This is a genomic window from Paenibacillus barengoltzii NBRC 101215 (assembly GCF_004000745.1).
In the GTDB taxonomy this organism is placed as follows: Bacteria; Bacillota; Bacilli; order Paenibacillales; family Paenibacillaceae; genus Fontibacillus; species Fontibacillus barengoltzii.
Genome location: NZ_BILV01000046.1, coordinates 1 through 23,256 on the forward strand (window position 1 = coordinate 1; position 23,256 = coordinate 23,256).

General features: G+C 53.3%; 18 protein-coding genes. 6 read left to right on the forward strand and 12 right to left on the reverse strand.

Annotated features, from left to right (window positions below; all coding sequences use genetic code 11):
- Positions 1 to 29 precede the first annotated feature (29 nt).
- Positions 30 to 3,383 carry a GH36-type glycosyl hydrolase domain-containing protein gene (locus PBA01S_RS13480; RefSeq protein WP_127576175.1) on the reverse strand — a complete coding sequence of 1,118 codons (3,354 nt, stop codon included), beginning with the start codon at positions 3,381 to 3,383 and terminating at the stop codon, positions 30 to 32.
- A gap of 32 nt (positions 3,384 to 3,415) precedes the next feature.
- Positions 3,416 to 5,581: a glycoside hydrolase family 3 N-terminal domain-containing protein gene (locus PBA01S_RS13485; RefSeq protein WP_028539734.1), complete on the reverse strand. Its 2,166-nt coding sequence runs from the start codon at positions 5,579 to 5,581 to the stop codon at positions 3,416 to 3,418.
- A gap of 475 nt (positions 5,582 to 6,056) precedes the next feature.
- Between PBA01S_RS13485 and PBA01S_RS13490 the strand changes: the two genes are divergently transcribed.
- From PBA01S_RS13490 to PBA01S_RS13500, 3 genes are all read left to right on the forward strand, one after another.
- Positions 6,057 to 7,328, forward strand: a complete 1,272-nt coding sequence (locus PBA01S_RS13490) for a sugar ABC transporter substrate-binding protein (RefSeq protein WP_127576176.1) — start codon at positions 6,057 to 6,059, stop codon at positions 7,326 to 7,328.
- A gap of 107 nt (positions 7,329 to 7,435) precedes the next feature.
- Positions 7,436 to 8,323: a carbohydrate ABC transporter permease gene (locus PBA01S_RS13495; RefSeq protein ID WP_127576177.1), complete on the forward strand. Its 888-nt coding sequence runs from the start codon at positions 7,436 to 7,438 to the stop codon at positions 8,321 to 8,323.
- Positions 8,324 to 8,347: 24 nt separating this feature from the next.
- Entirely contained in the window at positions 8,348 to 9,178 is an 831-nt protein-coding gene (locus tag PBA01S_RS13500; RefSeq protein WP_127576178.1) for a carbohydrate ABC transporter permease, read from the forward strand.
- A gap of 60 nt (positions 9,179 to 9,238) precedes the next feature.
- Here the strand turns inward: PBA01S_RS13500 and PBA01S_RS13505 are convergent, their stop codons facing one another.
- The 4 genes from PBA01S_RS13505 to PBA01S_RS13520 all read right to left on the reverse strand — a co-directional run bounded on the left by PBA01S_RS13505 (position 9,239) and on the right by PBA01S_RS13520 (position 13,328).
- A complete protein-coding gene (locus PBA01S_RS13505; protein WP_085170046.1) occupies positions 9,239 to 10,303 on the reverse strand; it encodes a sulfate/molybdate ABC transporter ATP-binding protein in 1,065 nt (354 codons plus the stop codon).
- 335 nt (positions 10,304 to 10,638) lie between these two features.
- A complete protein-coding gene (locus PBA01S_RS13510) occupies positions 10,639 to 11,235 on the reverse strand; it encodes a TetR/AcrR family transcriptional regulator (protein ID WP_127576179.1) in 597 nt (198 codons plus the stop codon).
- 5 nt (positions 11,236 to 11,240) lie between these two features.
- On the reverse strand, positions 11,241 to 11,873 hold the full coding sequence (locus tag PBA01S_RS13515) for a YigZ family protein (RefSeq protein ID WP_085170038.1): 633 nt from the start codon (positions 11,871 to 11,873) through the stop codon (positions 11,241 to 11,243).
- Positions 11,874 to 11,972: 99 nt separating this feature from the next.
- The gene (locus tag PBA01S_RS13520) at positions 11,973 to 13,328 is read right to left on the reverse strand and encodes a glucose-6-phosphate isomerase (RefSeq protein WP_016313081.1); all 1,356 of its coding nucleotides are present in this window, start codon (positions 13,326 to 13,328) and stop codon (positions 11,973 to 11,975) included.
- Positions 13,329 to 13,565: 237 nt separating this feature from the next.
- On the opposite strand from PBA01S_RS13520, the gene PBA01S_RS13525 reads away from it, so the two are divergent.
- Entirely contained in the window at positions 13,566 to 14,453 is an 888-nt protein-coding gene (locus PBA01S_RS13525; RefSeq protein ID WP_028539739.1) for an NAD(P)-dependent oxidoreductase, read from the forward strand.
- 101 nt (positions 14,454 to 14,554) lie between these two features.
- Here the strand turns inward: PBA01S_RS13525 and ppnP are convergent, their stop codons facing one another.
- The 4 genes from ppnP to PBA01S_RS13545 form a co-directional block, all read right to left on the reverse strand.
- Complete coding sequence (gene ppnP / locus PBA01S_RS13530) at positions 14,555 to 14,884, reverse strand: pyrimidine/purine nucleoside phosphorylase (RefSeq protein WP_016313083.1); 330 nt, start codon at positions 14,882 to 14,884, stop codon at positions 14,555 to 14,557.
- A gap of 81 nt (positions 14,885 to 14,965) precedes the next feature.
- Positions 14,966 to 16,990 (reverse strand): transketolase, encoded by a 2,025-nt coding sequence (tkt, locus tag PBA01S_RS13535; RefSeq protein ID WP_016313084.1) that lies wholly within the window; start codon positions 16,988 to 16,990, stop codon positions 14,966 to 14,968.
- A 391-nt stretch (positions 16,991 to 17,381) separates the two neighbouring features.
- Positions 17,382 to 18,281 (reverse strand): formyltetrahydrofolate deformylase, encoded by a 900-nt coding sequence (gene purU / locus PBA01S_RS13540; RefSeq protein ID WP_016313085.1) that lies wholly within the window; start codon positions 18,279 to 18,281, stop codon positions 17,382 to 17,384.
- A 39-nt stretch (positions 18,282 to 18,320) separates the two neighbouring features.
- Complete coding sequence (locus PBA01S_RS13545; protein WP_016313086.1) at positions 18,321 to 19,433, reverse strand: deoxyribonuclease IV; 1,113 nt, start codon at positions 19,431 to 19,433, stop codon at positions 18,321 to 18,323.
- Between the two features lie 237 nt (positions 19,434 to 19,670).
- Here PBA01S_RS13545 and PBA01S_RS13550 point away from each other — a divergent pair, with 237 nt between their 5' ends.
- Together PBA01S_RS13550 and PBA01S_RS13555 are read left to right on the forward strand one after the other, a co-directional pair.
- A complete protein-coding gene (locus PBA01S_RS13550; RefSeq protein ID WP_217808300.1) occupies positions 19,671 to 20,084 on the forward strand; it encodes a DUF2621 domain-containing protein in 414 nt (137 codons plus the stop codon).
- Between the two features lie 80 nt (positions 20,085 to 20,164).
- Entirely contained in the window at positions 20,165 to 21,088 is a 924-nt protein-coding gene (locus PBA01S_RS13555; protein ID WP_127576180.1) for a TIGR01777 family oxidoreductase, read from the forward strand.
- 60 nt (positions 21,089 to 21,148) lie between these two features.
- On the opposite strand, the gene PBA01S_RS13560 is transcribed toward PBA01S_RS13555, so the two are convergent.
- Both PBA01S_RS13560 and PBA01S_RS13565 read right to left on the reverse strand, forming a co-directional pair.
- Positions 21,149 to 22,183 carry a FecCD family ABC transporter permease gene (locus PBA01S_RS13560; protein ID WP_028539743.1) on the reverse strand — a complete coding sequence of 345 codons (1,035 nt, stop codon included), beginning with the start codon at positions 22,181 to 22,183 and terminating at the stop codon, positions 21,149 to 21,151.
- Positions 22,180 to 23,217, reverse strand: coding sequence for a FecCD family ABC transporter permease (locus tag PBA01S_RS13565; RefSeq protein ID WP_254899754.1), 1,038 nt, complete (start codon positions 23,215 to 23,217; stop codon positions 22,180 to 22,182). The genes PBA01S_RS13560 and PBA01S_RS13565 overlap by 4 nt, the downstream gene beginning before the upstream one ends.
- Positions 23,218 to 23,256 lie beyond the last annotated feature (39 nt).

Sequence of the window (23,256 nt, forward strand, 5' to 3'; positions counted from 1 at the left end):
CAAACTCGACGTCGAATCTTGAATTCAGCTTACATCCAAATTTCAACGACGTTATGATCATTCGACCCGAACGCCGCAAAATCCTGCCGGCCGATCCGAACGCCGCCGCTCCGGTAAAAGCCCGGGTTCTCCCGGACCGGGATCTCTTGGCCGTTGATCCGCACCACGCGGCCTTGGCCTTTCAGGTGGTAGATGAACGTGGTGGGGATGCCCATCCACGCAAATTCAAACCGCAGTCCATCTAAATGCGGCGGCAGCACAGGGTCGATGATTAGGTCCTCCCCTCGCACTCGAATGCCTAGGCAGTTGGAGATCAGCTGGTTCATATAGATTCCGGGGCCGCTGGAATAGATTCGCCAGCCGCCTTTCACCGGCACCTTCCCGCTCCGCAGCTCATCAAACCGCTCCTCCGCCTCGTAACGGGTGGCGAATTTACCGTCCGAACTGCTGAAGTAGACGTTGCTTTGCCGCAGCTCCGCATTTGGCACGACATCCTTCAGCCCCACCGGGTTAATCTTGTGCAATCCGGTCCACGCTTCCTCGGCTTTGCCCAGCTTCGCCATCGCTTCGATGAAGCGGATATGGGCATGGACGTACTGCAGTCCGATCTCACGCCCGAAGTTGGACGCCTGCTCCGCCCGCTTGAAGTGCGTGCTTACACCGCCTCGGTACTTGGCCGGCCGATCCATCAACCGTACGCCATCCGGATGGTACAGCTTCTCTCTAATCACGCCGTAATGGGCTTCCGCCTGTTCCGAGGTAAGCAACTCGGCGATCATGCTGCGAGTCATCGGCAGCAGGCGGTAATGAATTCCCGTTTTCGTATCCGATGGATGCAGCATTAGTTCGGCTTGGCCCGGTTGTTCCATATAGACGAAGCCCGGGATTACTTCGGTGCTCAGCATATACTTGTTAAAATCACGCTTGATGCCCTCCGCCAGCTCCGCAAGTTCCTCCACCCAACTCGGTTCCTCTTCCGACAGCGCCTCCGCCAACTGACGGAACGTCTGGTACGTTAACGCCACCGTCCAGCTGCTGCTCATAAAGCGCTTGAGCTGGGCGTTCGCCGGTTGCAGCGTATCATCCCAATCCCCGTCGCCGTAGGAAGACAAGTAGGTGTCATGCAAGAAATGGCTGCGGATATAGCCAATTTCCTTCTTCGCATGCTCGCGGATCGTCGCCGATGCAGCAGACGGTTCAAAGCTTCCTTTGACCGTATACGGAACCTTTTCATCCAGCAGTCCATAGTCCCCGGTCGCCGTCAAATAATCACTTAGCACCTTCAGCGGCCAAACGATGATGTCGCCGTGGCTCTCCTCTTGCTGAATCCGGAAGTACCGATCAAACATAAACCATTGCGGCCAATTGCCATCGTCCTCATATTGGTGAGCATACACCGTCTTCAGGATGTCCTTGACCACCTCGTATTTTTGCGTCGCCAAAAAATATTCCGCCGGCCCCTGGCACACATCACGGGTTCCCCAAGCCGCCCCGCCGTATTGCTCCAGCCCGTGAGGCACCGAGAAATGAACGAGCATATTGTGCGTATACCACCAGGCCAGCGTATTAAGCTTTTGCAGCTCCTGAGCTGCAGGTGCGGACGCTTCCTCCAGCGATAACCGGAAACCGTTCATCACTCGGCTCAAAAACGCACGATACCGAACGCTTTCTTCCTGGACTTCCTGAATCGCTGGCTGCGATTCCCCGCCGTGCAGCAGCCCTTGCACCGTCAGTGTCCAATGGCTGCTAGGCTCTGTTTCCAACACCACCAGTGACGAGCTGCCCGGCGCGGCACCCGGAGCCAGCCGGCGTTCATCATATACGTTAAAGCCTGTTCCCGACACGTGCATCCGGTAAGCTAGGTCCGGATATACGGAAGCAGACAGCGCTTCGCGGTCGGCCCGGAACGTCAGCACCGATTCTTTTTGCTCCATGAGAAAAGAACGTTGGAACTCCAAATCATTCATAACGATTTGGTTTGTCACCAAATAACGGTACGCTCGGCCGTTTTTAGATACGACGTTTAACGCAAGTTCCGGGGAATTCGTTGCGGTATAGTTGGTGATCACGATTGTATCGTCCGCTAGTTTATAGGTCCAACGGGCATAGTTAAAGCCCATCTCAAACATCGACGGCATCGTCAGCAGCCGATACACTCCGTCCACGTCCACATAGATCCGTTGCCCGGACGCTTTGGATACGTTCAGCGCGTTACGTACGTTGGATACCCACTTGTGGAACGAGGTGTTGCCCACGACGACTTGGGAATTAAAGACGCCGTACATGTACGAAGTTGTGGTGAGCACTTCGCCGCCCACCCGGTCGTTCCCGCCGGACATCAAGATGATGCCGTGCGGACGCTCGACTCGAAGTTCTTTGGCCTTCAAAACGACATGCTCGTGCGTATCCGTAAAGAAGGACAGCAGCTGCCCGCCATCCCGCTCCTCGTGCTGACGATGCGGGAACGCAGCCTCGATTTCGGCGTCGTCCATCGGTAAACCCGACAACGGCTCACCAATTTCCTTCGCCAAGGCTACGGAAGCTGCAGCCTCAACCGCATTTCCAGGAGCGGCCTCTAATTCGCGCCACGCATCTTCAATCAACTCCTCGAATTCCAACGTCTCGATCGCTTCCGGATGATCCTCCCGCACCAGCCCGTAGAAGACAACCCGCGCTTGCCCATTCAGCACCTGACGACCTGTTTGAAGCGCTGCGTACGCAAATTCATATTGATATACTTCATTCGCCAGTTCCTTGCACGTCAGCGCTTCGGGGTGATCCGTCTCCTTATAGGACAACCCAAAAAATTGAAAGCCATCGGTCGAAAATCCCGTTGCTCCAGTCAGCGCCCCTTGCTGCAGATATGGGAATTTCCCGCGCTGCGGCTGGTTTTGCCGCGAGCAGATGACCGCCCCTCGCCGTTCATGTTGAAAGACGGTATGGTCAATGTATTGTGACATATACGCTTCATTACTTCGCACCGCTCCCGGTTCGGCAAGCCCGATATCTTGGCCATAAACCACATCGACCTCAACCGTGGTTTGCCCCTCCAACCGAACATCCCAGAACCAAATTCCCCGGGAATCGAGTCTCAAAACGACCTCGTACTGAATCCCTTCGACTTCCCCTTTCCAAACCGCACGATCCGCTCCAAAGCTCAGCCGACTGTTCGAGCGAATGCCGAGTAAGGGAATGGCCCGAATCCCTTCGGGATGATGCAGCCGTAAATACAGATTGTTCATCGATCCTTCCACCGGGCCGGATAACAGCTGATTCATCAGGATGTCCCGATATTTCATTTCGTACAGATCGCCGCTGTTCCATAACGTAAAGGTCAAGTCCCCCGCACGAAGAACTTTCCTCGCCTCCGTTGCTGTCGTCATCCTTTCCACTCCTTTGATCCTTATGATGATTTCTATTTTTGCAAAATAAATCGCACGCCGGCAGCATCTCGGCTGTTGGGACCTACAAAGGCAATAAACTCGCCCGCATCGCTGCTGTAAGTCAAATCGCTGTGATGATATCGCAGCTGCGCCTCGTTGATGTCAAAAGTGACTTCCTGCGTTTCCCCGGGCTGCAACAAGATTTTGCGAAATCCCTTCAGCTCCTTGACCGGTCGAACCACGTCCCCCGCGATATCGCGGATATAGAGTTGTACGGTTTCCTCAGCAGCTGCCGATCCGGTATTCGTCACCTTCACCTTGATGGTTAGCGGCTGCTTAGGTGTCATCACCGTTGTCGAAAGTTCCGGCTCGCCATATTCAAATGTGGTGTAGCTAAGACCGAATCCAAACGGGAATAGAGGCTCGTTTGGCATGTCCAAATATTGCGAAACGTATCTGATCTGAGCATCTGGCGCTCCCTTCGGACGTCCGGTGTTGAAATGGTTGTAGTACACAGGAATTTGCCCTGCAGCATAGGGAAAAGACATCGACAACCGTCCCGACGGCTGTACGTCTCCATACAATAGGTCGGCGATCGCGTGGCCGCCTTCGCTGCCCGGGAACCACGCTTCCAGCACGGCATGGGCGCGATCCGCTACGCCGTGAAGATCCAGCGGCCGGCCGTTAAACAACACCGCCGCCATCGGTTTGCCCAACTCAGCCAGGCGCTCGATCAGCGCCAGCTGCACCTGCGGCAGCCGGATATCTCCCCGGCTTCCTGCCTCACCGCTCATTTCCGAGCTTTCGCCTAAGGCCAGCACGATCACATCGGCGCGAGCCGCTGCAGCCACCGCTTCCTCAAGCTGGCGCTCATCGCCTTCCTCGATACCGCATCCCTCTGCTACAACGATGCGGCTTGCGCCTGCCTTCGCGACGAGGCCGTCATAGAGCCGAACCGCCGCTTCCGTCGACCCCTGCCAGGACCACGGCCCAAGAATGTCGCCGCTTTGCGCAAACGGACCAATCAACGCGATGGACTGATCCCGCCGCAGCGGCAGCACGCCGTCGTTTTTGAGCAGAACGCAGGATTTGGTTGCCAGCTCGCGGGCAGCGGCCCGGTGTTCGTCACAGAAGACGATCTCCGCTTCCCGCTTCGGATCTGCACCGCGATAAGGATTGTCAAACAGCCCCAGCTTCTCTTTAAGTTGCAGGATCCGCAGCACAGCTTCATCAATCCGCTTTTCCTCAACCACCCCGGTCTTCACCAGCTCCGTCAAGTGCTTCATATAACAGGTGGTCATCATCTCGATGTCGATGCCCGCTTCGATTGAGCGGCGGGCCGCTTCCTTCTCGTCAGCTGCAGCTCCGTGCGGGATCAATTCCTTGACTGCGCCCCAATCCGAGATAATCACGCCGTCAAAGCCCCATTCCTCGCGAAGCAGCTGACGTAACAAGCGCCGATTACCGGTTGCCGGAATGCCATCCACCGTATTAAACGACGCCATGACCATTTCGCAGCCCTCTTCCAACGCGGCCTTGTAAGCCGGCAGATAAGTCTCGCGGAGCTGCCGTTCCGACATATCGACGGTGTTATAATCCCGTCCGCCTTCAGCCGCACCATAAGCGGCGAAATGCTTCACGCAGGCAGCCACCCGGCTGGTATCGCTCCGCAAATCGCGTCCTTGGAAGCCGCGGACAAATGCCCGAGCAAATTCGCTGTTGAGGTATGGATCTTCGCCCGTCGATTCCATGACTCGCCCCCACCGGGGATCGCGCACCAGGTCGACCATCGGGGCAAACGTAACATGAACCCCTGACACGGCGGCTTCTCTCGCAGCAATCTCAGCGCTTCGCTCCGCTAGAGACAAATCCCAAGAACAGCCGATGGCCAGCGGTACGGGGAAGATCGTTTTAAAGCCATGAACGATATCGGCCATCATCAATAGTGGAATACCTAAACGGTTCTTCTTCAAATGCGCCTGCTGCACGTTGATTGCTTCCTGCGCCCCGGATAATCCAAGAACCGAGCCTGTGTTTCGCACCGTCTCCTCGGTTACGCCCAGTTCCTGCATCGGACCTGTGATTTCCCCTTCCGTCTGAGCTCCTTCAAAGAAAGGGACGGCAAGCTGCAGCAACTGGTCAACCTTCTCCTCCAGGGTCATCTGCTTCAGGTAATTCTCTATGGGTTGTTGTGTCATGGGTTCCCCACCTTTTTCGGTATAAAGATTATGGTTAATAGCATATCGGTGAAACGTTTCGATTATTGGAATAGTTGGATTATATATCGAATCAAAAAATCCGTCAATTTTCATAGAAGGCGATTTCATAATTTATAGAAACGTTTCAATAAAGTCGTTTTAACAAACTGAGCATCAGGTAATGATCCGAAAAAAAGATATTGAATACGATTACAATCTGTTTTATAATTAGTCGAAACGTTTCACTTGGTTCTGGTTTTCTAGGAACCGGGTTTATATTTTTCGAAATCGAAACGTTTCACCGGTTTATGGTCGCGCAACTGGCGACATCAACTTTGTTAATTCAAGGGGACTCATTTCGATACTTGAGAAGGAGGTGTTGCTGTCCTCAAGGCCGGCTCATCTGTTCTGCATAAAAAAGTTAAATAATGTCTCATATTACTTACAGCTATTATTTTCAGAAAGGACGATCCTTATGTGGAAAAAAACAGCAACTACCCTCATTACCAGCTCACTGGTGCTCGCTAGCCTTCTTGCTGGCTGCGGATCGAAAGATAATGCTGCGAATGGCGGGAATGGGGCCGCAAACGGCGGCGACAAACAAGTGCAAATTAGCGTATGGGCGATGGGCGACGAAGCGAAATCGCTGCCGCAAATCGCGGATGACTTCATGAAGGAGAACCCCAACATTAAGGTGGATGTTCAAGCCCTGCCTTGGTCCAATGCACATGACAAGCTGCTGACCGCAGTCGCTTCGAAGAAAGGTCCGGACGTCATCCAAATGGGGACAACCTGGATTCCGGAGTTTGCGAATGCCGGCGCGCTGATGGATCTGACTTCGGTGGTGGACAAGTATCCTGAGTTTAAAGAGGATCAATTTTATTCGGGCGCCGTAAACACGACCAAATATGACGGTAAAATCGTGGGGATTCCGTGGTATACCGAAACCCGCGTCCTCTTCTACCGGACTGACCTGTTGAAGGAAGTGGGCTATGACCAACCGCCAAAAACATGGGATGAACTTCGCGATGCAGCGAAGAAGCTGGCTGACCGCGGCAAAGGGAAATACGGGATCAGCATCGATATGAACGAGCAATCGCTGGCGTTTATGTTCGCCCGCCAGAACGGCTCCAAGCTGCTCGACGAACAGAACAAGCCGCTGTTTAACCAGCCGGAGTTCGTTGAAGCTGTGGAATATCTGAACGGATTCTTTAAGGACGGATCCGCGCCGATTGACCTCGGATTGGACCCGGTACAAGGGCTTAGCGGCGAGGGCGTTGTTCCGATGTTCATCAGCGGCCCTTGGATGATTAACTCCATCAAGACGCAAGCACCGGATTTGGAAGGCAAATGGGCGGTGGCTCCGCTGCCGGCGAAGAAGAACAATATTTCCGCGCTGGGCGGCTCCGATCTGTCGGTATTCCAATATACGAAACATCAGGACGAAGCTTTGAAGTTCATTCAATACATGAGCAAGCCGGAAACGCAAATCAAGTGGATGCAGCTGACCAAATCGCTGCCGACCAACTTGAAAGCTTGGGAAGATCCGTCCCTCAAAGACGATCCGAACTATCAGGCGCTGCAAGAGCAGCTGGAGCATTCCGAACCGATGCCGCTGCTCACCACTTGGGAGCAAATTGCTCAAACCTACTTGAAGAGCTTTGAACGTATCGTTCGCGGCGGCGCGGATGTCCAAAAAGAAATGGACGCCTTCAACGCCGAAGCTGAGAAAATCCTCAGTAAGTAAGCGAAAGCTTTACCATACCGCCTCCAGCCCGCCGGCAGCTCCGGCTCCCCGGCGGGCAGAGGTGGTGACGTTAGCTTAGACGCGCTGAATAAAGGAAGTGATCCGAGATGAAAGGCTTATCGCAAAAAAATGCACCCTACCTGTTCATTGCGCCGACCTTGATTTTGCTGGCGCTCTTTTCGCTGCTTCCGATCGCCATTGCCCTGGTGATCAGCTTCACCGACATGGATTTAGCCGGGTTGGCCGACCTCTCCAACATCAGCTTTGTTGGTTTCGATAATTATAAGGAAGTGCTGCTGGACCCTTCGTTTCGAAAATCCATTTTTAACACGTTATTTTACGTTATTATCGGCGTACCGCTCGTTATCATCATTTCCCTGTTGATCGCCTTGCTGATCAACTTCGGTAAAGCCCGTATTTTCAAAGCATTTCGGGTCATCTTCTATATGCCGTCGGTTACCAACGTCGTGGCGGTAGCCGTCGTATGGAGCTACCTGTACAACCCGTCGCTGGGACTGCTCAACTATATTTTGAACTCGCTGGGGTTCGGGTCTGTCCCTTGGCTGCAAGATCCGGTCATGGCGAAAATCTCGCTGATTATCCTGGCCGTATGGCGGGCAATTGGCTTAAATATGATTATTTTCATCGCTGCGATCAAAGGTATCTCGAAAACGTATTATGAAGCGGCGCAAATCGACGGGGCCAGCAACTGGCGGCAGACCTGGTCGATTACGATTCCGCTGCTGCGCTTCGCCATCTTCTTTGTGTCCATCACCACGATGATTGGTTGGCTGCAGTTCTTCGAGGAACCTTTTGTCATGACCAAAGGCGGTCCGCTGGATGGCACGATCTCCGTAGCTTTGTTTATTTATAACAACGGCTTTCAATTCAGCAAATTTGGATATGCTGCAGCAGGCTCCTTTATTCTGTTCTTCGCGATTATCCTAATCACGCTGATTCAATTCAAATTTCAAAACAAGGAAGCGGATGTCTGATGTCATCCCGGGAGGTGTACACATATGCAAACCAGAACCTCGGGCGATAAAGCGCTGCAATGGCTGGTCGGAATTCTGCTCGGTGTGATGGGCCTGCTGATGCTGCTGCCATTCGTCTGGATGATCCTGTCGTCATTTAAACCGGAAAGCGAAGTAGCGCAAATCCCGCCTACCCTATGGCCCCACCAGTTCACGCTGGAAAACTTCCAAGAACTGTTTGAGAACATGCGGTTTGGCGTCTATTTGCGAAATACGTTAATCATTGTTGTCTTCTCCTTCCTGGGCCTGTTCCTGAACGCCATGGCCGGCTTTGCTTTCGCGAAGTATAAGTTTAAGGGGCGGGATGGTCTGTTCTATCTCGTCTTGGCCACCATGATGATTCCCGGACAGGTCACGATGATTCCGGTCTATCTGATCCTGAACATGATGGGCTTAACTAACACCATGGTTGGGATTGTACTACCGGGCTTAGTCGGAGCCTTCGGCATCTTCTTGTTCCGCCAGTTCATGTCGACGATTCCCGACGAGCTGATGGAGGCTACCCGTCTGGACGGCGCTGGCGAATTCCGCATTTTCGTACAGATCGCTTTGCCGATTTCCAAGTCAATCCTGGCGGTTCAAGGCATCCTGACCTTTATCGCCGGTTGGAACAGCTTCCTCTGGCCGCTGATCATCGCGAACGACGAGAGCCTGTATACCTTGTCGGTTGGCCTGCAGTTGCTTAAGGGCCAGTACGGAGGCGATTACGCCTTGCAGATGGCGGGCTCCGCATTTATGGTCGTTCCGATCATCATCATCTTCATCATCTTCCAAAAACATATTATCGAAAACTATTCGATTTCCGGTATGAAATAACAACTAAAGGGCTGTATCGTGGAAAGCCGCAGACGCTTTCCTTGATACAGCCCTTTAGGTTTAAATGATCACGCTGAGCGGTTCGCGCTTCAACGGATTTTCCAGAATCCAGCTCCGTTCGTCGTCAAACAGATAAGCGCGGTGCACCAACACGCGTACTTCTTGTCCGGCCTTCAACGTTTCCTTCTCCAGGGAACGGAAGGTTGTCAGTGTATGTCCGCCCACCTCGACCTCCACCAGCCATTCGCTGCCGCGGAAGTGGAGATGCTTCACCACACCCGGGGCGGTTGCGGAGAGCAACGTAAACTCATGCTCGTTCCCCACTTCAATGTACTCTGGACGAATCAACGCTTTGGTCGCCGGCCCTCCGCATTCTTCCTCGAAGCCCTTCAGATCGGCGGCACGCTCCACCAGCGTGGATTGGCCAATAAACGAGGCGACAAATGGGGTCTGCGGCTCTTTATAAATATCCCAAGGCGTCCCTTTCTGCTCCAGCTGGCCTTGGTTAATGATCATAATCTCATCAGCAACTTCAATCGCTTCATCTTGGTCATGGGTAACGAAGATGGAGGTGATGCCCACCTGCTCGATCAGCTCACGCAGCCACGACCTCAGTTCCTGACGGATCTTCGCATCGATCGCCGCAAACGGTTCGTCCAGCAGCAAGAGCTGCGGCTGCGGCGCCAAGGCCCGGGCAAAAGCAACCCGTTGTCGCTGCCCGCCGGATAGCTGATGCGGGTAGCGGTTCTCGAATCCGCTCAGCCCGGTCAGCTGAACCAGCTCCATCACCCGCTCCCGTATTTCTGCCTTCGGGACTTTCTTCACCTGCAACCCAAAAGCGATATTATCGAATACGGTCATATGCTTAAAGAGGGCATAACTCTGGAATACGAAGCCGATTCCGCGATCCTGCGGCTTTAACTCATTCACCCGCTGTCCATGGAACAGGATCTCCCCTTCATCCGGCTGCTCCAAACCCGCGAGCATGCGAAGAATGGACGTTTTACCGCCGCCGCTCGGCCCCAGCAAGCCGATGAGTTGCCCCTTCTTGATGCCAAAACTCACATCTCGAACGGCATGGAAGCTGCCAAAATGCTTATTTAAGTTCCGCACTTCTACATGCATGCCAAACCCCACATCCTTTCCAATATCGAAAGCCCAAGTCAAGTTGCTGCCGTTCATCCCAATGCTGCCCAAATCCGTTTTATCATTCGTTGAATTCTGATAAATTTACTTGGATTAATGTTAAGAATAGATTACCAAAGCCCAGGCATTTCGTCAATCTGAAAAAAAGTACCCCCACAGCGGAATATACGGCTTTTTTCGCCAAATCCCAAACGCAAAACCGGCATTTCCCGATGAACTTCAACTCGGATTGCCGGTTTTGTCAATTAGTGTTATAAAGTATTGATGCTATACTGGTGTAATTGGATAAAGTGCGAAGTGAAAACAAAAACGCCTTATGACGTTACACGGTAAACGCTGTGGCTTAATAACTTTACGTGGGCGACAGCAGCCGGCTTAATCTCTTCAAAGGTCAGTCGATCTTGGATGTAGTAAGAGATAAATCCATGCATACCCAAAAACATACTGAGCGGAAGAGACGGATGCTTCTCCAGCGGATGCTTCTCTTCCTGCAGAAAACTGCGAATGAGCGACTCGAACATATTAAAACATTTAGCTTGTTCGTTGCGACAGTATGCTAGGATTTCCTCATCCCTGAGCATAAACATGATTTCGTATTGGTGCGGATGCTCCAAGCCAAATTTAATAAATTCCAGCATCAGCTGCTCCGCTTTGGTCAGCCCTTCAGCTGGGGGGCGTTTTGTCACTTGCTCGCACAGGTGGGTAAGCGACTCGAAATCTTTTACAACGATGGCGTAAAATAATTCGGCCTTTTCCTTGAAGTGATAATATAGCGAGCCGTGGCTGTATCCCAAATGCTGACCGATGCTCCTCATGGATATTCCGCGGTACCCTTTGGTAATGAACAAATGACGGGCCGCTTCCATAATTCTTTCTCTCGACAACTCCTGATCAACTGCTCTTCTTGCCATAGGCATTATTCCCCTTCAATAAAATAAACCTTGTCACCTTCCGTCATCACGGCCTGACCGCCCGTCAAATCGGTCATCCAATCCATGAAGGCGTTTGCCTCCGGATGAAGCGGCAGACAGCATAATGTCACCTTATCCGCGAACTCCGTCTCTCCCGTACGAATGCCGCGGTTACGCAGTTCATTTTCCACTTTGCCCAGCCAGGTGTAATCCAGCTCAACAAACACTTCTTGGTGTAATACGCGGGTAATGACTTCACCTGCTTCAAGCGCTGCGACAGCTCCGTCAGTGTATGCACGGATAAGGCCGCCCGCCCCTAGCATGATCCCGCCAAAATACCGGGTTACGACGATTGCAACGTTCTTGAGGCCCTGGTTTTTGATCACCTCCAAAATCGGCTTGCCGGCCGTACCACTTGGCTCTCCGTCGTCGGATTGCTTCTGGATCTCGTCCCGTTCCCCAATCATATAAGCGGAACAGTTGTGTGTCGCGTTCCAGTGTTTCTTCTTGATTTCCTCGATAAACTGGATTGCTTCAGCTTCGGTTTCCACCGGCTTCACATGTCCGATGAACCTTGATTTCTTGATGACGATTTCCTTCTCTCCGGATTGCCTGACCGTCTTGTACTTTTCTAGCATATGAGACCATCCTTATGAATGTGCCAAGAAGCAGCTCCTCCGGAACTTGCCGGTGAACTGCTTCTGGCGCTGATAAACATTTAATCGAAATGACGTAGATTACTTGGAAAGACGTGCTTCGAGTTCAGCCTTTTCCTTCTCGTACCCCGGTTTGCCAAGGAGCGCAAACATGTTCTTCTTATACGCTTCGACGCCCGGTTGGTCGAACGGATTGACGCCAAGCAGGTATCCGCTGATACCGCAGGCTTTTTCAAAGAAGTACACCAGGTAACCAAAGGAGTACGGCGTCAAATCCGGCACATTCACAACCAAGTTCGGAACTTGACCGTCTGTATGCGCCAGCAGCGTACCTTGGAACGCCTTCTTGTTCACGAAGTCCAGCGTTTTGCCAGCCAGGAAGTTCAAGCCGTCCAAATCCGCAGGATCGGATTCAATCGTGATGTGGCTAGGCACCTCGGTTACTTGGATGACCGTTTCAAAGATATTCCGGTTGCCCTCTTGGATAAATTGACCCATGGAGTGCAAGTCGGTGGAGAAATCAACCGATGCCGGATAAATCCCTTTGTAGTCCTTACCTTCACTTTCACCATACAGCTGCTTCCACCATTCCGATACATAGTGGAGGGAAGGCTCGTAGTTTACAAGAATTTCTGTAACTTTCCCTTTCCGGTACAGCGCGTTCCGGACAGCTGCATATTGATAGCTCATGTTCTCAGCCAAGTTCGGGTTGCTGAATTCCTTCTGTGCATCGGCAGCCCCTTGCATCATTTCTTCAATATTAATACCTGCCGTCGCAATCGGCAACAGGCCAACCGCAGTTAATACGGAATAACGTCCGCCAACATCGTCCGGAATGACAAAGGTTTCGTAACCTTCTTCGGTAGCCAGCTTCTTCAGCGCGCCTCTTGCTTTGTCGGTCGTCGCGTAAATGCGTTTACGCGCTTCTTCCTTGCCGTACTTCTTCTCCAAGGCTGCACGGAAAATACGGAAAGCAATCGCAGGCTCCGTAGTTGTCCCCGATTTGGAGATAACGTTCACGGAGAAATCCTTGCCTTCGATCAGTTCAAGCAAGTGATTTACGTAAGTGGAGCTGATGTTGTTTCCGGCAAAATAAATTTCCGGCGTCTTACGCTTGTCCTTCGGCAAGAGGTTATAGAACGAATGGGACAGCGATTCGATTGCGGCGCGCGCCCCCAAGTAAGAGCCGCCGATCCCGATGACGATCAGAACGTCGGAATCGCTTTGGATTTTGGCGGCTGCCTTCTGGATACGAGCGAATTCTTCTTTATCATAATCGGTCGGCAGATTGATCCAACCCAAGAAGTCGGAACCTGCTCCGGTGCCATTATGTAATTGCTCATGAGCGACACGAACAGGCTCGGCGAAATAATCGATCTCATGTTGCCCAACAAATTGCAGGGCGTTGCTGTAGTCAAAAGTCACTTTTTTGGACATTGCTGATACTCTCCTCTTTCTCATATTTATCAAGCTGGCCCTATCCAAGAGGAAACGTTCAATATCTGCTGGTAGCTGCAATCTGGTAAATATATCCGGCTGAACGCCGCCTCAAATAACTTAAACCTAGGATACTGTAATTTCCCAGCTATGACAAGGGCACAATATACAGGTTTCCACAACCCGTGCTAAAATAATTAAATGATGTTCAATTCTTATAGGAAGTTGGTGACGAACTTGAAATCAATCGGATTTATCGGCCTCGGGACGATGGGTGCACCGATGGCTTCGAACCTGCTTCGCGCAGGTTATCCTGTAACTGTATATAACCGGACCGCCTCTAAAGCGGCGCCGTTAACCGAATTGGGTGCTACTGTAGCTGCTTCACCAAAGGAAGCTGCCGCTGGAGCGGACGTTGTCATTACGATGGTCAGCAATGATGATTCCATTATCGAAGTCTACGAAGGGGATAACGGTGTCTTAGCCGGAATTCGATCAGGAACCACGGTCATCGACTGCTCCACCATCTCACCAGCGCTCGTCCAACGTCTGGCTAAGCAGATTGCTGCACTTGGCAGTTCGTTCCTTGACGCCCCGGTCACCGGGAGCTCTCCGGCCGCCATCGACGGCACGCTCGTCTTTATGGTCGGCGGCTCAGCGGAAACACTGGCGCAAGTAATGGATCTATTCGATACGATGGGCAAAAAAGTGCTGCACATGGGCGACAACGGCAGCGGCGCCGTCGCCAAGCTGGCCCATAACACGATCGTTGGCATCAACAACCTGGCGCTGGCCGAAGGCTTTGCCATCGCGGCCAAGTCCGGTCTGCCAGCCGACCGATTCCTGGAGCTCGTGCAGTTGGGCTCCGCCGGCAGTAAAGCCGCCGAACTGAAAGGCCGCAAAATCATCGAACATGATTTTACGAATCAGTTCTCGCTGGCGTTGATGCTCAAAGATTTGAAGCTCGCATCTTCGTTAACCGACGGCTCCGGCATCCCGGCCCCGATGCTGAATCTGGCCAAGAGCCTGTTCCAAGCGGGGCAAACCCAAGGCTTCGGCGATGAGGATCTCTCCTCCATCGTCAAAGTGTATGAAGCCTGGATCGGCAAGCAAATCGGCGAATAATCAACAGCCGGTTCGAACAGAAGAGGAACATAAAGGCAGGTTCAGCGATGCAATTCTTTCGCTGATACCTGCCTTTTTGGTTGTTATCCTGCCAAAGGGGCTTACGCCTCGGCTCCCGCTCCGTAAGAGCAGCAGTAATCCGTCACGCTGCGCACCTCCAGCTTGAAGGAAGACTTGGCGGGAACGGTGAACGTTCCACGCCCGCTAATTTCGCGCCACAGCGTTTCGCCTGGAAGCAGTACCTTCAGGTCCCCGGACAAAATGTCCATCACTTCCAGCGAATCCGTGCCGAATTCATACTCGCCGGGGAGCATGATCCCCAGCGTCAGTTTGTTTCCGTCAGGAAGCCATACGGTCCGGCTCGTGACTTTGCCGTCGAAATATATGTTAGCTTGCTTATCTACAGTCACATTTTGCAGTTGCTGGGTCACGTTCCCCTCTCCCTTCCATCCCCTAATAAGAGGTCGTTCACCAAGCCGGCCTTAACCTGGCTTGGTGAACTTACACGTCCATTATTTCAATTGAGCTTTCACATGGCTCACGACATTCTCAACCGTAAAGCCGTACTCTGCAATCACTTTGTCGCCAGGCGCGGATGCCCCGAACTTGTCGATGCCGATGACCGAGCCTTTCTCGCCGACGAAACGTTCCCATCCAAACGGATGTGCCATTTCTACAGCTACGCGGGCTTTGACATCCGGCAGGATGACGGAGTCCTTGTAAGCTTGATCTTGCTTGTCAAACAGATCCCAGCTTGGCAAGCTGATGACGCGAACATGGATGCCTTCTTCAGCCAAGGCTGCTTGCGCTTTGACGGCCAGTTGAACTTCAGAGCCTGTCGCGATGATCTGAGCCACCGGCTTGCCGTCCTTCGCATCGGATACAACGTAGCCGCCGCGTTTCACGCCTTCGCGTGCTTTTTCCGCCGTGCTTTCCAGGATCGGCAAGTTTTGACGCGTCAGCACCAGAGCTACCGGATTCGCTTTATTTTCTACGGCATAAGCCCATGCTGCGGACGTTTCGTTTGCGTCTGCCGGACGGATGACCGTCAAGCCAGGGATGATGCGCAGGGAAGCCAATTGTTCGATCGGCTCATGCGTTGGGCCGTCTTCGCCAACCGCGATACTGTCATGCGTCAGCACGTAAGTTACCGGCAGCTTCATCAGAGCGGACAAACGTACAGCTGGACGCAGGTAGTCAGTGAACACGAAGAACGTACCGCCGAATACTTTCAAACCGCCGTGCAGCATGATCCCGTTCATCGCTGCAGCCATGCCGAACTCGCGTACGCCGAAGTACAGGTTGCGGCCGTCGCGGGTTTCCGGCGTATACATTGCCAGGTCGTTCAGATGCGTCATCGTCGAGCTTTCCAGGTCAGCGGAGCCGCCCAGCAGCTGAGGCACGTTCGGAGCCAGTCCGTTCAGTGCGTTACCGGATGCAACGCGAGTCGAAACGGCTTTGTCCGACGGGCTGTATTTCGGCAGCTTCGCATCCCAGCCGGATGGCAGGTCGCCCGCAATCGCGCGCTCGAATTGAGCCGCCAGCTCTGGATATTGTGCTTTATATTGCTTGAACGTTTCTTGCCAAGCTTGATATGCCGCGATACCGCGTTCTTTGACTTTAGCAAAATGCTCGCGCACTTCTTGCGGCACATAGAAATCTTCTTCGTAAACCCATTTATAGTTTTCTTTCGTCAGCTTCGCTTCTTCAGGTCCCAGCGGAGATCCGTGCGTACCGCCGTGGCCGCCTTTCCCTTGCTTGTTCGGGCTGCCGTAGCCGATGATCGTCTTCACTTCGATCAGCGTTGGGCGTTCGGTATCGCGTTTAGCTTCTTCAATCGCTGCTTCGATTGCAGCCAGATCGTTGCCGTCTTCGACGCGCAGCGTTTGCCAGCCGTAAGCTTCAAAGCGTTGACGTACATTTTCCGAGAAGCTGAGGTTCAGCTTACCGTCCAGCGAGATATCGTTGGAGTCATACAGGAAGATCAACTTGCCCAGCTTCAGGTGACCGGCAAGCGATGCAGCTTCGCTGGCTACGCCTTCCATCAAGTCGCCGTCGCCGCAGATGCCGTACGTATAGTGGTCGATGACTTTCAGATCGCCTTTATTGTAGGTCGCGGCCAGTTGCGTTTCGGCAAGCGCCATCCCCACGGCCATCGCCAAACCTTGGCCCAGCGGACCGGTGGTTGCATCAACGCCGGCAGTGTGACCATACTCTGGATGGCCTGGCGTTTTGCTGCCCCATTGACGGAACTGCTTGATTTCTTCCATCGGAAGGTCATAACCGCACAGGTGCAGCAAGCTGTACAGCAGCATGGAACCATGACCAGCGGACAAAACAAAACGGTCGCGGTTGATCCAGGTTGGTTCATCTGGATTGTGGACCATCGTTTTGGCGAACAATTGATAACCCATCGGAGCAGAGCCCATCGGCATGCCCGGATGACCGGATTTCGCTTTTTCGATCGCGTCGATCGCCAGCGTACGAATTGTGGTGATCGAGAGATTGTCGATCGAATTGTTGTCTGTAAGTGGCATTCGTGTTTCCTCCTTAATGATGAAAAAAGTCTTGAAACTCATGAAACTTTAACGCTGCAATTACAAAACAATCATTTTGAAAAAATCATTTTGACTTTATCTATTGTAGCACTTCCTTCTCGCCTTTTCCATACCATTATTCCATTATTCCCAAACCTTCTTACACGAATGATATTTTTTGTGATGATGCCGGCTGATTTTCAAAAAAGTCATTGCGGCGCAGGAACGTATGTTCTATAGTTACTCATCCGCCGTTGCTGCCGGTGACTGAGTATTTCTCGGGTCGACGGGATTGCCTACCGGGGAGCCTAATCATTGCCCAAAAAAACCGGCCACCCTGACGATTCGTCTGGGTGGCCAGCTTCATTTTTGGTGGAAATTGCACAGCGAGTTAGTTAAACACTACCGTTTTGTTTTGATGCACCAAAATTCGGTCTTCGATATGCCATTTCACTGCCCGAGCCAACACAACCCGTTCGATGGTGCGGCCGATGCGTTTCAGCTCGCTGACATCGTCCCGGTGGCTGACACGCTGCACGTCTTGCTCAATGATTGGCCCGCCGTCCAGCTCCTCGGTCACGTAGTGCGCAGTCGCACCAATGATCTTCACCCCGCGCTGATACGCTTGGGCATACGGTTTCCCGCCGACAAATGCGGGCAAGAACGAATGATGGATATTGATGAGACGATTGCGATACGGCTCGATCAAGGCCGGAGAGAGAATTTGCATGTATCTTGCCAACACGATCAGGTCAACTTTGCCGCCAACGATCTCAAGTTGCTTTTGCTCCGCTTCGTGTTTGGTTTCCGGCGTTACGGGGATATGGTAATACGGAATCCCAAACGACTCGACGTACTCCTTCATATCCGGATGGTTGCTCACCACCATGGAGATTTCAGCGTCCAGGTCGCCGGCCTGCCACTGCCAGAGCAGCTCAACGAGGCAATGATCCTCCTTCGATACGAAGATGGCCAGCTTCTTCTTGCGGCTGAGCTGATAGATGTTCCATTGCATCTTAAACTGTGAAGCGATCGCTTCAAAATCGCTCTTGAGCGCGTCGATCCGCCCGTCCAATCCGTCCAAATCAAACTCGATCCGCATAAAAAACATCCCGCCCTCGGGGTCCATCGTATATTGGTCCGATTGCACGATATTCGCTCCATGCTCATACAGGAAGCGGGATACGGCCGCAACGATCCCTGGTCCGTCCGGACAGGAAATCAACATGCGCGCGCGATTGCTTTCATGAGGCTTCACGGGTTGTCCGCCCGTTTTGACATGTGTATCCATTGTTCTTCTGATCCCCTTGCTTCTTGTGTTATCTATATCTTATTTACCGCTGGCGAACCAGGCCACCAGGCGATGGTTGATCTGTTCTTCCGTCAAATCCGGGAACAAGCTGGCTTCGACGGTGAGGTCGTACAGGCGCTCCATCGGTTCACGCGGGTCCGCTTTTTTCGCTTTGGCGTCATTTTTGAGCAAATTCCACGTGTCTAACACATAGGAACGCGAATGGATGTCCTGCTTGGCGAAGAAGTCAGCCAACCGCTCCACATCGTTCAGGAAGCCATCGCCAAACCGTTCGGCAACGTTTCCGCGCAGCAGAGCGATTTCAACCTCGTACATCGGGCGTTGCGTCTTCGCATCCTTCCCAACCCAAGGTGTCTCCAGAATGAACGGCCGGCCTTGCAGCGCCTCATGGTGCACAACGCGGTTGATCGCTTCGAATCCGATCCAGCCGGAGCCGATCGGCGTATGGCGGTCTTTGGCCGCGCCTACCGGATTTTTGCTGTCATTGATATGCACGACTTCAATCCGCTTAAGTCCAATCGTGTCATCGAACTTCTTCAATACCCCGTCCAAATCATTGACAATATCGTACCCCGCGTCATGGATATGGCAGGTATCGAGGCAGATCGTTAACCGCTCATTGTGTTGAACTTTATCAATGATCTGCGCAATCTCTTCGAAGCTCCGGCCAACCTCGGTGCCTTTGCCGGCCATCGTTTCCAGGGCAATGCACACATCCGTTTCGTTCGTGCCGTTTAGAACTTCGTTTAATCCCTCAGCAATGCGGTTCACCCCGTACTCGGCATCCTTGTCCGTAAAAGCGCCGGGATGAAGCACGATATTACGTACACCCAGCGCATGCGTCCGGCGGATTTCCTCCTGCAGGAAATCAACTGCCAGCTGATAGGTGTTCGATTTATAAGAACCTAAGTTGATAATATAAGGCGCATGGACGACGATTTCGCCGATTCCGGCTTGCTCCATCGCCGCTTTGCCTTCTTCAATATTCATCGATTCAATCGGTTTACGCCGCGTGTTTTGCGGTGCCCCCGTGTATATCATGAACGAGCTGGAGCCGTAGCTTACCGCCTCGGCCGTAGCGCTGGGCAGACCCTTGTCCGAGAACGAAACATGGGAACCAATTTTCAACAAAGTGTTTTCCCCCTTTTGGACAATAAATCGCTAAACAAACCTATTTTAGCTTGAATGCTGAAATAAATAAAGAAATAAGGTATAATTTAGCTGATTATCTTCGATTTAAAAAGATTTAATTCCTACTATTTCATAATAGCTGAATCTTTCGCGAAAAGCGAAATCCGTTCTGAGGTGATAAATGTGCTGCAAACGTTCGGTTACATATTAAGCGCCCAAGGCCCTAACCGCTGGTTTATGAACAGCATTGCGTTTTGGGGCTTCGTGCTGCTCGGCATGATGGCGATTGGCGGATATTTTATGTTCCGCAAATTCCTGAAGGTGCTCCCGAAGGCCGACGGCATGTCGAAGCTGGACTGGCAGAACTATTGGGTGGAGAAGAGCCGTCATCTCTGGACCGACGAGGCCAAGTCGTTCCTCGATCGGTTGGTTGAGCCGGTTCCCGGGCCGTTCCGGGATATCGCCAAGCATTCGATTGCTGCCGAGATCGGTAAAATCGCGGTGCAGGAGAACGCCCCTGAGGTTACACAGGAGCACTGCATCCGAGGTTATATCATCGCGACGCCAAAACGGGATAACAAGTTCCTCGTCAAGTTTTTGGAGAAGAATCAGATCGATTATCGCCCTTACCAACATTTAATGAACAAGTAACGTCTACCCCGCAAAATCACATCCGGCACCTTGTCTTGACTAGGTTGCTGGATGTTTTTGCATGAAGGAGGATTCGTCGAATGAAAGCGGTCATTTTCGGGGGATCGGGGTTTATCGGCCGGGCGTTAGCTGAATATTGGCTGGACCTTGGACAGGAGGTTATCGTCGTCACGCGGGGAGCGGTTAAGGGAAATCGTTGGCTGCGAGAGACCGCCTATAGGAATGAGAGGCTGACCTCTGTAACATGGGCTGAGGTTGAGCACACCTCCTCGTTGTTGGATGGCGCCTCCGTGATCGTCAATCTGGCCGGAGCTACGCTAAGCCAGCGCTGGTCGCAACAGGCGAAACGGCGGATCTTGGAATCCCGCCTGGAGTCTACCCGGGCGGCGGCACGCGCCGTCACGCGGATGAAGTGCAAGCCCGAAGTCGTTGTACAAGGCTCCGCGGTCGGCATCTATGGCACCTCGTTCACCGAAACGTTTGACGAGAGAGCCGCAATCCCATCGCCGCCTCCCGATTTTCTCGCCGAGGTAACTGCAGCCTGGGAAGAGACGGCGGACTATGAGTTCCATGGCGTTCGCCTCGTGAAGCTGCGGACCGGAGTCGTGCTGGGGCGAAACGGAGGGGCTTACCCTTTGATGCGTCTGCCCTATCTGCTTGGCGTTGGAGGCAACCTCGGCAGCGGCAAACAGTGGGTCCCGTGGATTCACCTGCGGGACATGGTGAGGCTGATCGATTATTGCGCTGCCCTTCCGTCCATTCACGGGGCGGTGAACGCGGTAAGTCCACAGCCGGTGACGAACCAGGAATTCGGGCGGACGGTCTGCCGCGTACATCACCGTCCCTTCTGGCTGCCGCTCCCGGCATCGGTGCTACGAGCAGCATTAGGCGAGATGTCCATGCTGCTGCTTGAAGGGCAGAAGGTCGTTCCCCAAGCGCTGTTAGCTGCGGGATTCACCTTCGATTTCCCTGACCTGGAATCGGCCGTCGCCGATTTGAAGTAAAAAGGGCCCGGAAGACTGGAATATCCAGTTCTCCGGGCCTTTCGTGATCTTGCCTCTCGATTAAATTCGAGACTTCGATAACAAGTACAAGAAATACGGTGCACCGATGATGGCCACCACAATGCCCGTTGGGATCTCGGCCGGCTGCAGCACCCATCGGCCCAGCGTGTCGCCGAGGATCACCAGCAAGCCGCCGGCCAGCGCAGAGGCCGGGAGCAAATACTCATGCTTGGGCCCAACCAGTCGGCGGGCCAAGTGCGGTGCAATCAGCCCCACGAAGGAGATGCCGCCGCCCACCGCAACGCAGGAGCCGGTTAAACCGACAGCTGCCGCCAGCAGCCCCAAACGGGAGCGCTCCAGCGAAGTGCCAAGGCCTGTAGCGGTTTGATCCCCCAGGTTCAGCACGTTCAGCGAGCGGGACTTCGAGAACACATAGGGCAGCAATACGATCAGCCAAGGCAACAGCGCCAGCACGTACTTCCAGGACGTCCCCCAGATGCTGCCGACCAACCAGATCTGCAGCATTTGGAAGTTCTCCGGACGCAGTCGCAGCTGCAGCACGATCATCGCCGCGTTGATGCCGGCTGCGACCGCGATCCCGACCAGCACCATCCGGATCGGGAGCAGCCCGTAATTTTTTTTGAACGAGAGCACATAAATTAATGTGGCTGCCCCAGCCGATCCGAGGAACGCCAAGACCGGCATTAAATAGACGGGCGCACTAGCCGTCGTCGGATAAAATGAAATAAACAGCGTGACCGCAAGGCCCGCGCCAGCATTAATCCCCAGCACGCCGGGATCCGCCAACGGGTTACGGGATATCCCCTGGAAGATACAACCTGCTACGGCCATCCCCATCCCGATCAGCACGGAAATGACAATTCGCGGCAAGCGGAATTCGTAGAGGATCAGCTCTTGTTTGTCGGTCCCCATCCCAACTAAGGTCTTAAAAACATCCATTGGCGACAGCCTGATATAACCGGTATTCATGCTAAAAATGAACACCGCGATAATCAGCAGCGCAAATACGGTCATGACGATATAAGCTTTACGGGCTTTCTGCCGCAAGTGTAAAGGAGCTTCGATCCGGTTCATTCCAATCCCCCCTTCTGCTTCATGGCAAGGTAGAGGAAGAACGGTACCCCGATGACAGCGATAAGCGCGCCGATTGGCGTTTCATGCGGCGGATGAACCAATCGTGCCAAAATATCTGCAAACACCATCAGCAAGCTGCCAAGCAGCGCCGAGGAAGGGATCACCCAGCGGTAATCGACGCCCACGAGAAAACGGGCGATGTGCGGTACCATCAGTCCTACAAAACCAATCGCGCCGACGATCGAAACGGCGCTTCCGGCAAGGACCAAGACGATGATCATGCCCAGCACTTTGATTAAGCCGGTTCTTTGCCCCAAACCGGTCGCTACCTCTTCGCCAAGGCTCAGCAGGGTTATCGATCTTGACAGCAGCAAGGCGCATAGCAAACCTGCGAAGACCCAGGGCGATACCATCTTGATTTGCAGCCAGTTGGCCCCGGCAATCGCACCAGCGTACCAGAAGGCAAGATCCTGTCCGATCTTAAAATAGATAGCGATCCCTTCGCTGATCGCGGTCAGCAGCATGCTGACGGCGGCACCGGCCAAGGTCAGCCGAACCGGGGACAAGCCGCCTTTGGTCAAGGAGCCAATGCCAAAGACGAGCCCAGCACCCAGACCGGCCCCGATAAACGAATACAGCATCGTCAGCAGGAACGGGGTGCCCGGCATCAATGCGAAGCAAATGGCCAGCGCCAAGCCCGCGCCGGAGTTCAGCCCCAGCAAGCCCGAATCGGCCATCGGGTTGCGGGTCATCCCCTGCATGATCGCACCGGCTACCGCCAGCGCCGCCCCGATCAAAGCTGCGGCTAAAGCGCGTGGGAGACGCAGCTCCACAATAATTTGATGCTGGGTTTGTTCCGCTTGAAAGTGGAACAACGCATCCCAGACGGTCGCGAGTTTAATGTCCGCCGCCCCGACGGAAATCGAGAGACTGATCGCAAATAGCAGCAACGCCGCGCCGCCGATCAGAATGAACGTTGCCGCCAAAGGGCGGGAGCGCAAGCGAGGTTTAGAAGATTGGGTTAATGCAGACATGTCGAGAACCATCCTTTAATCAGTTTTCCAGCAAACTAT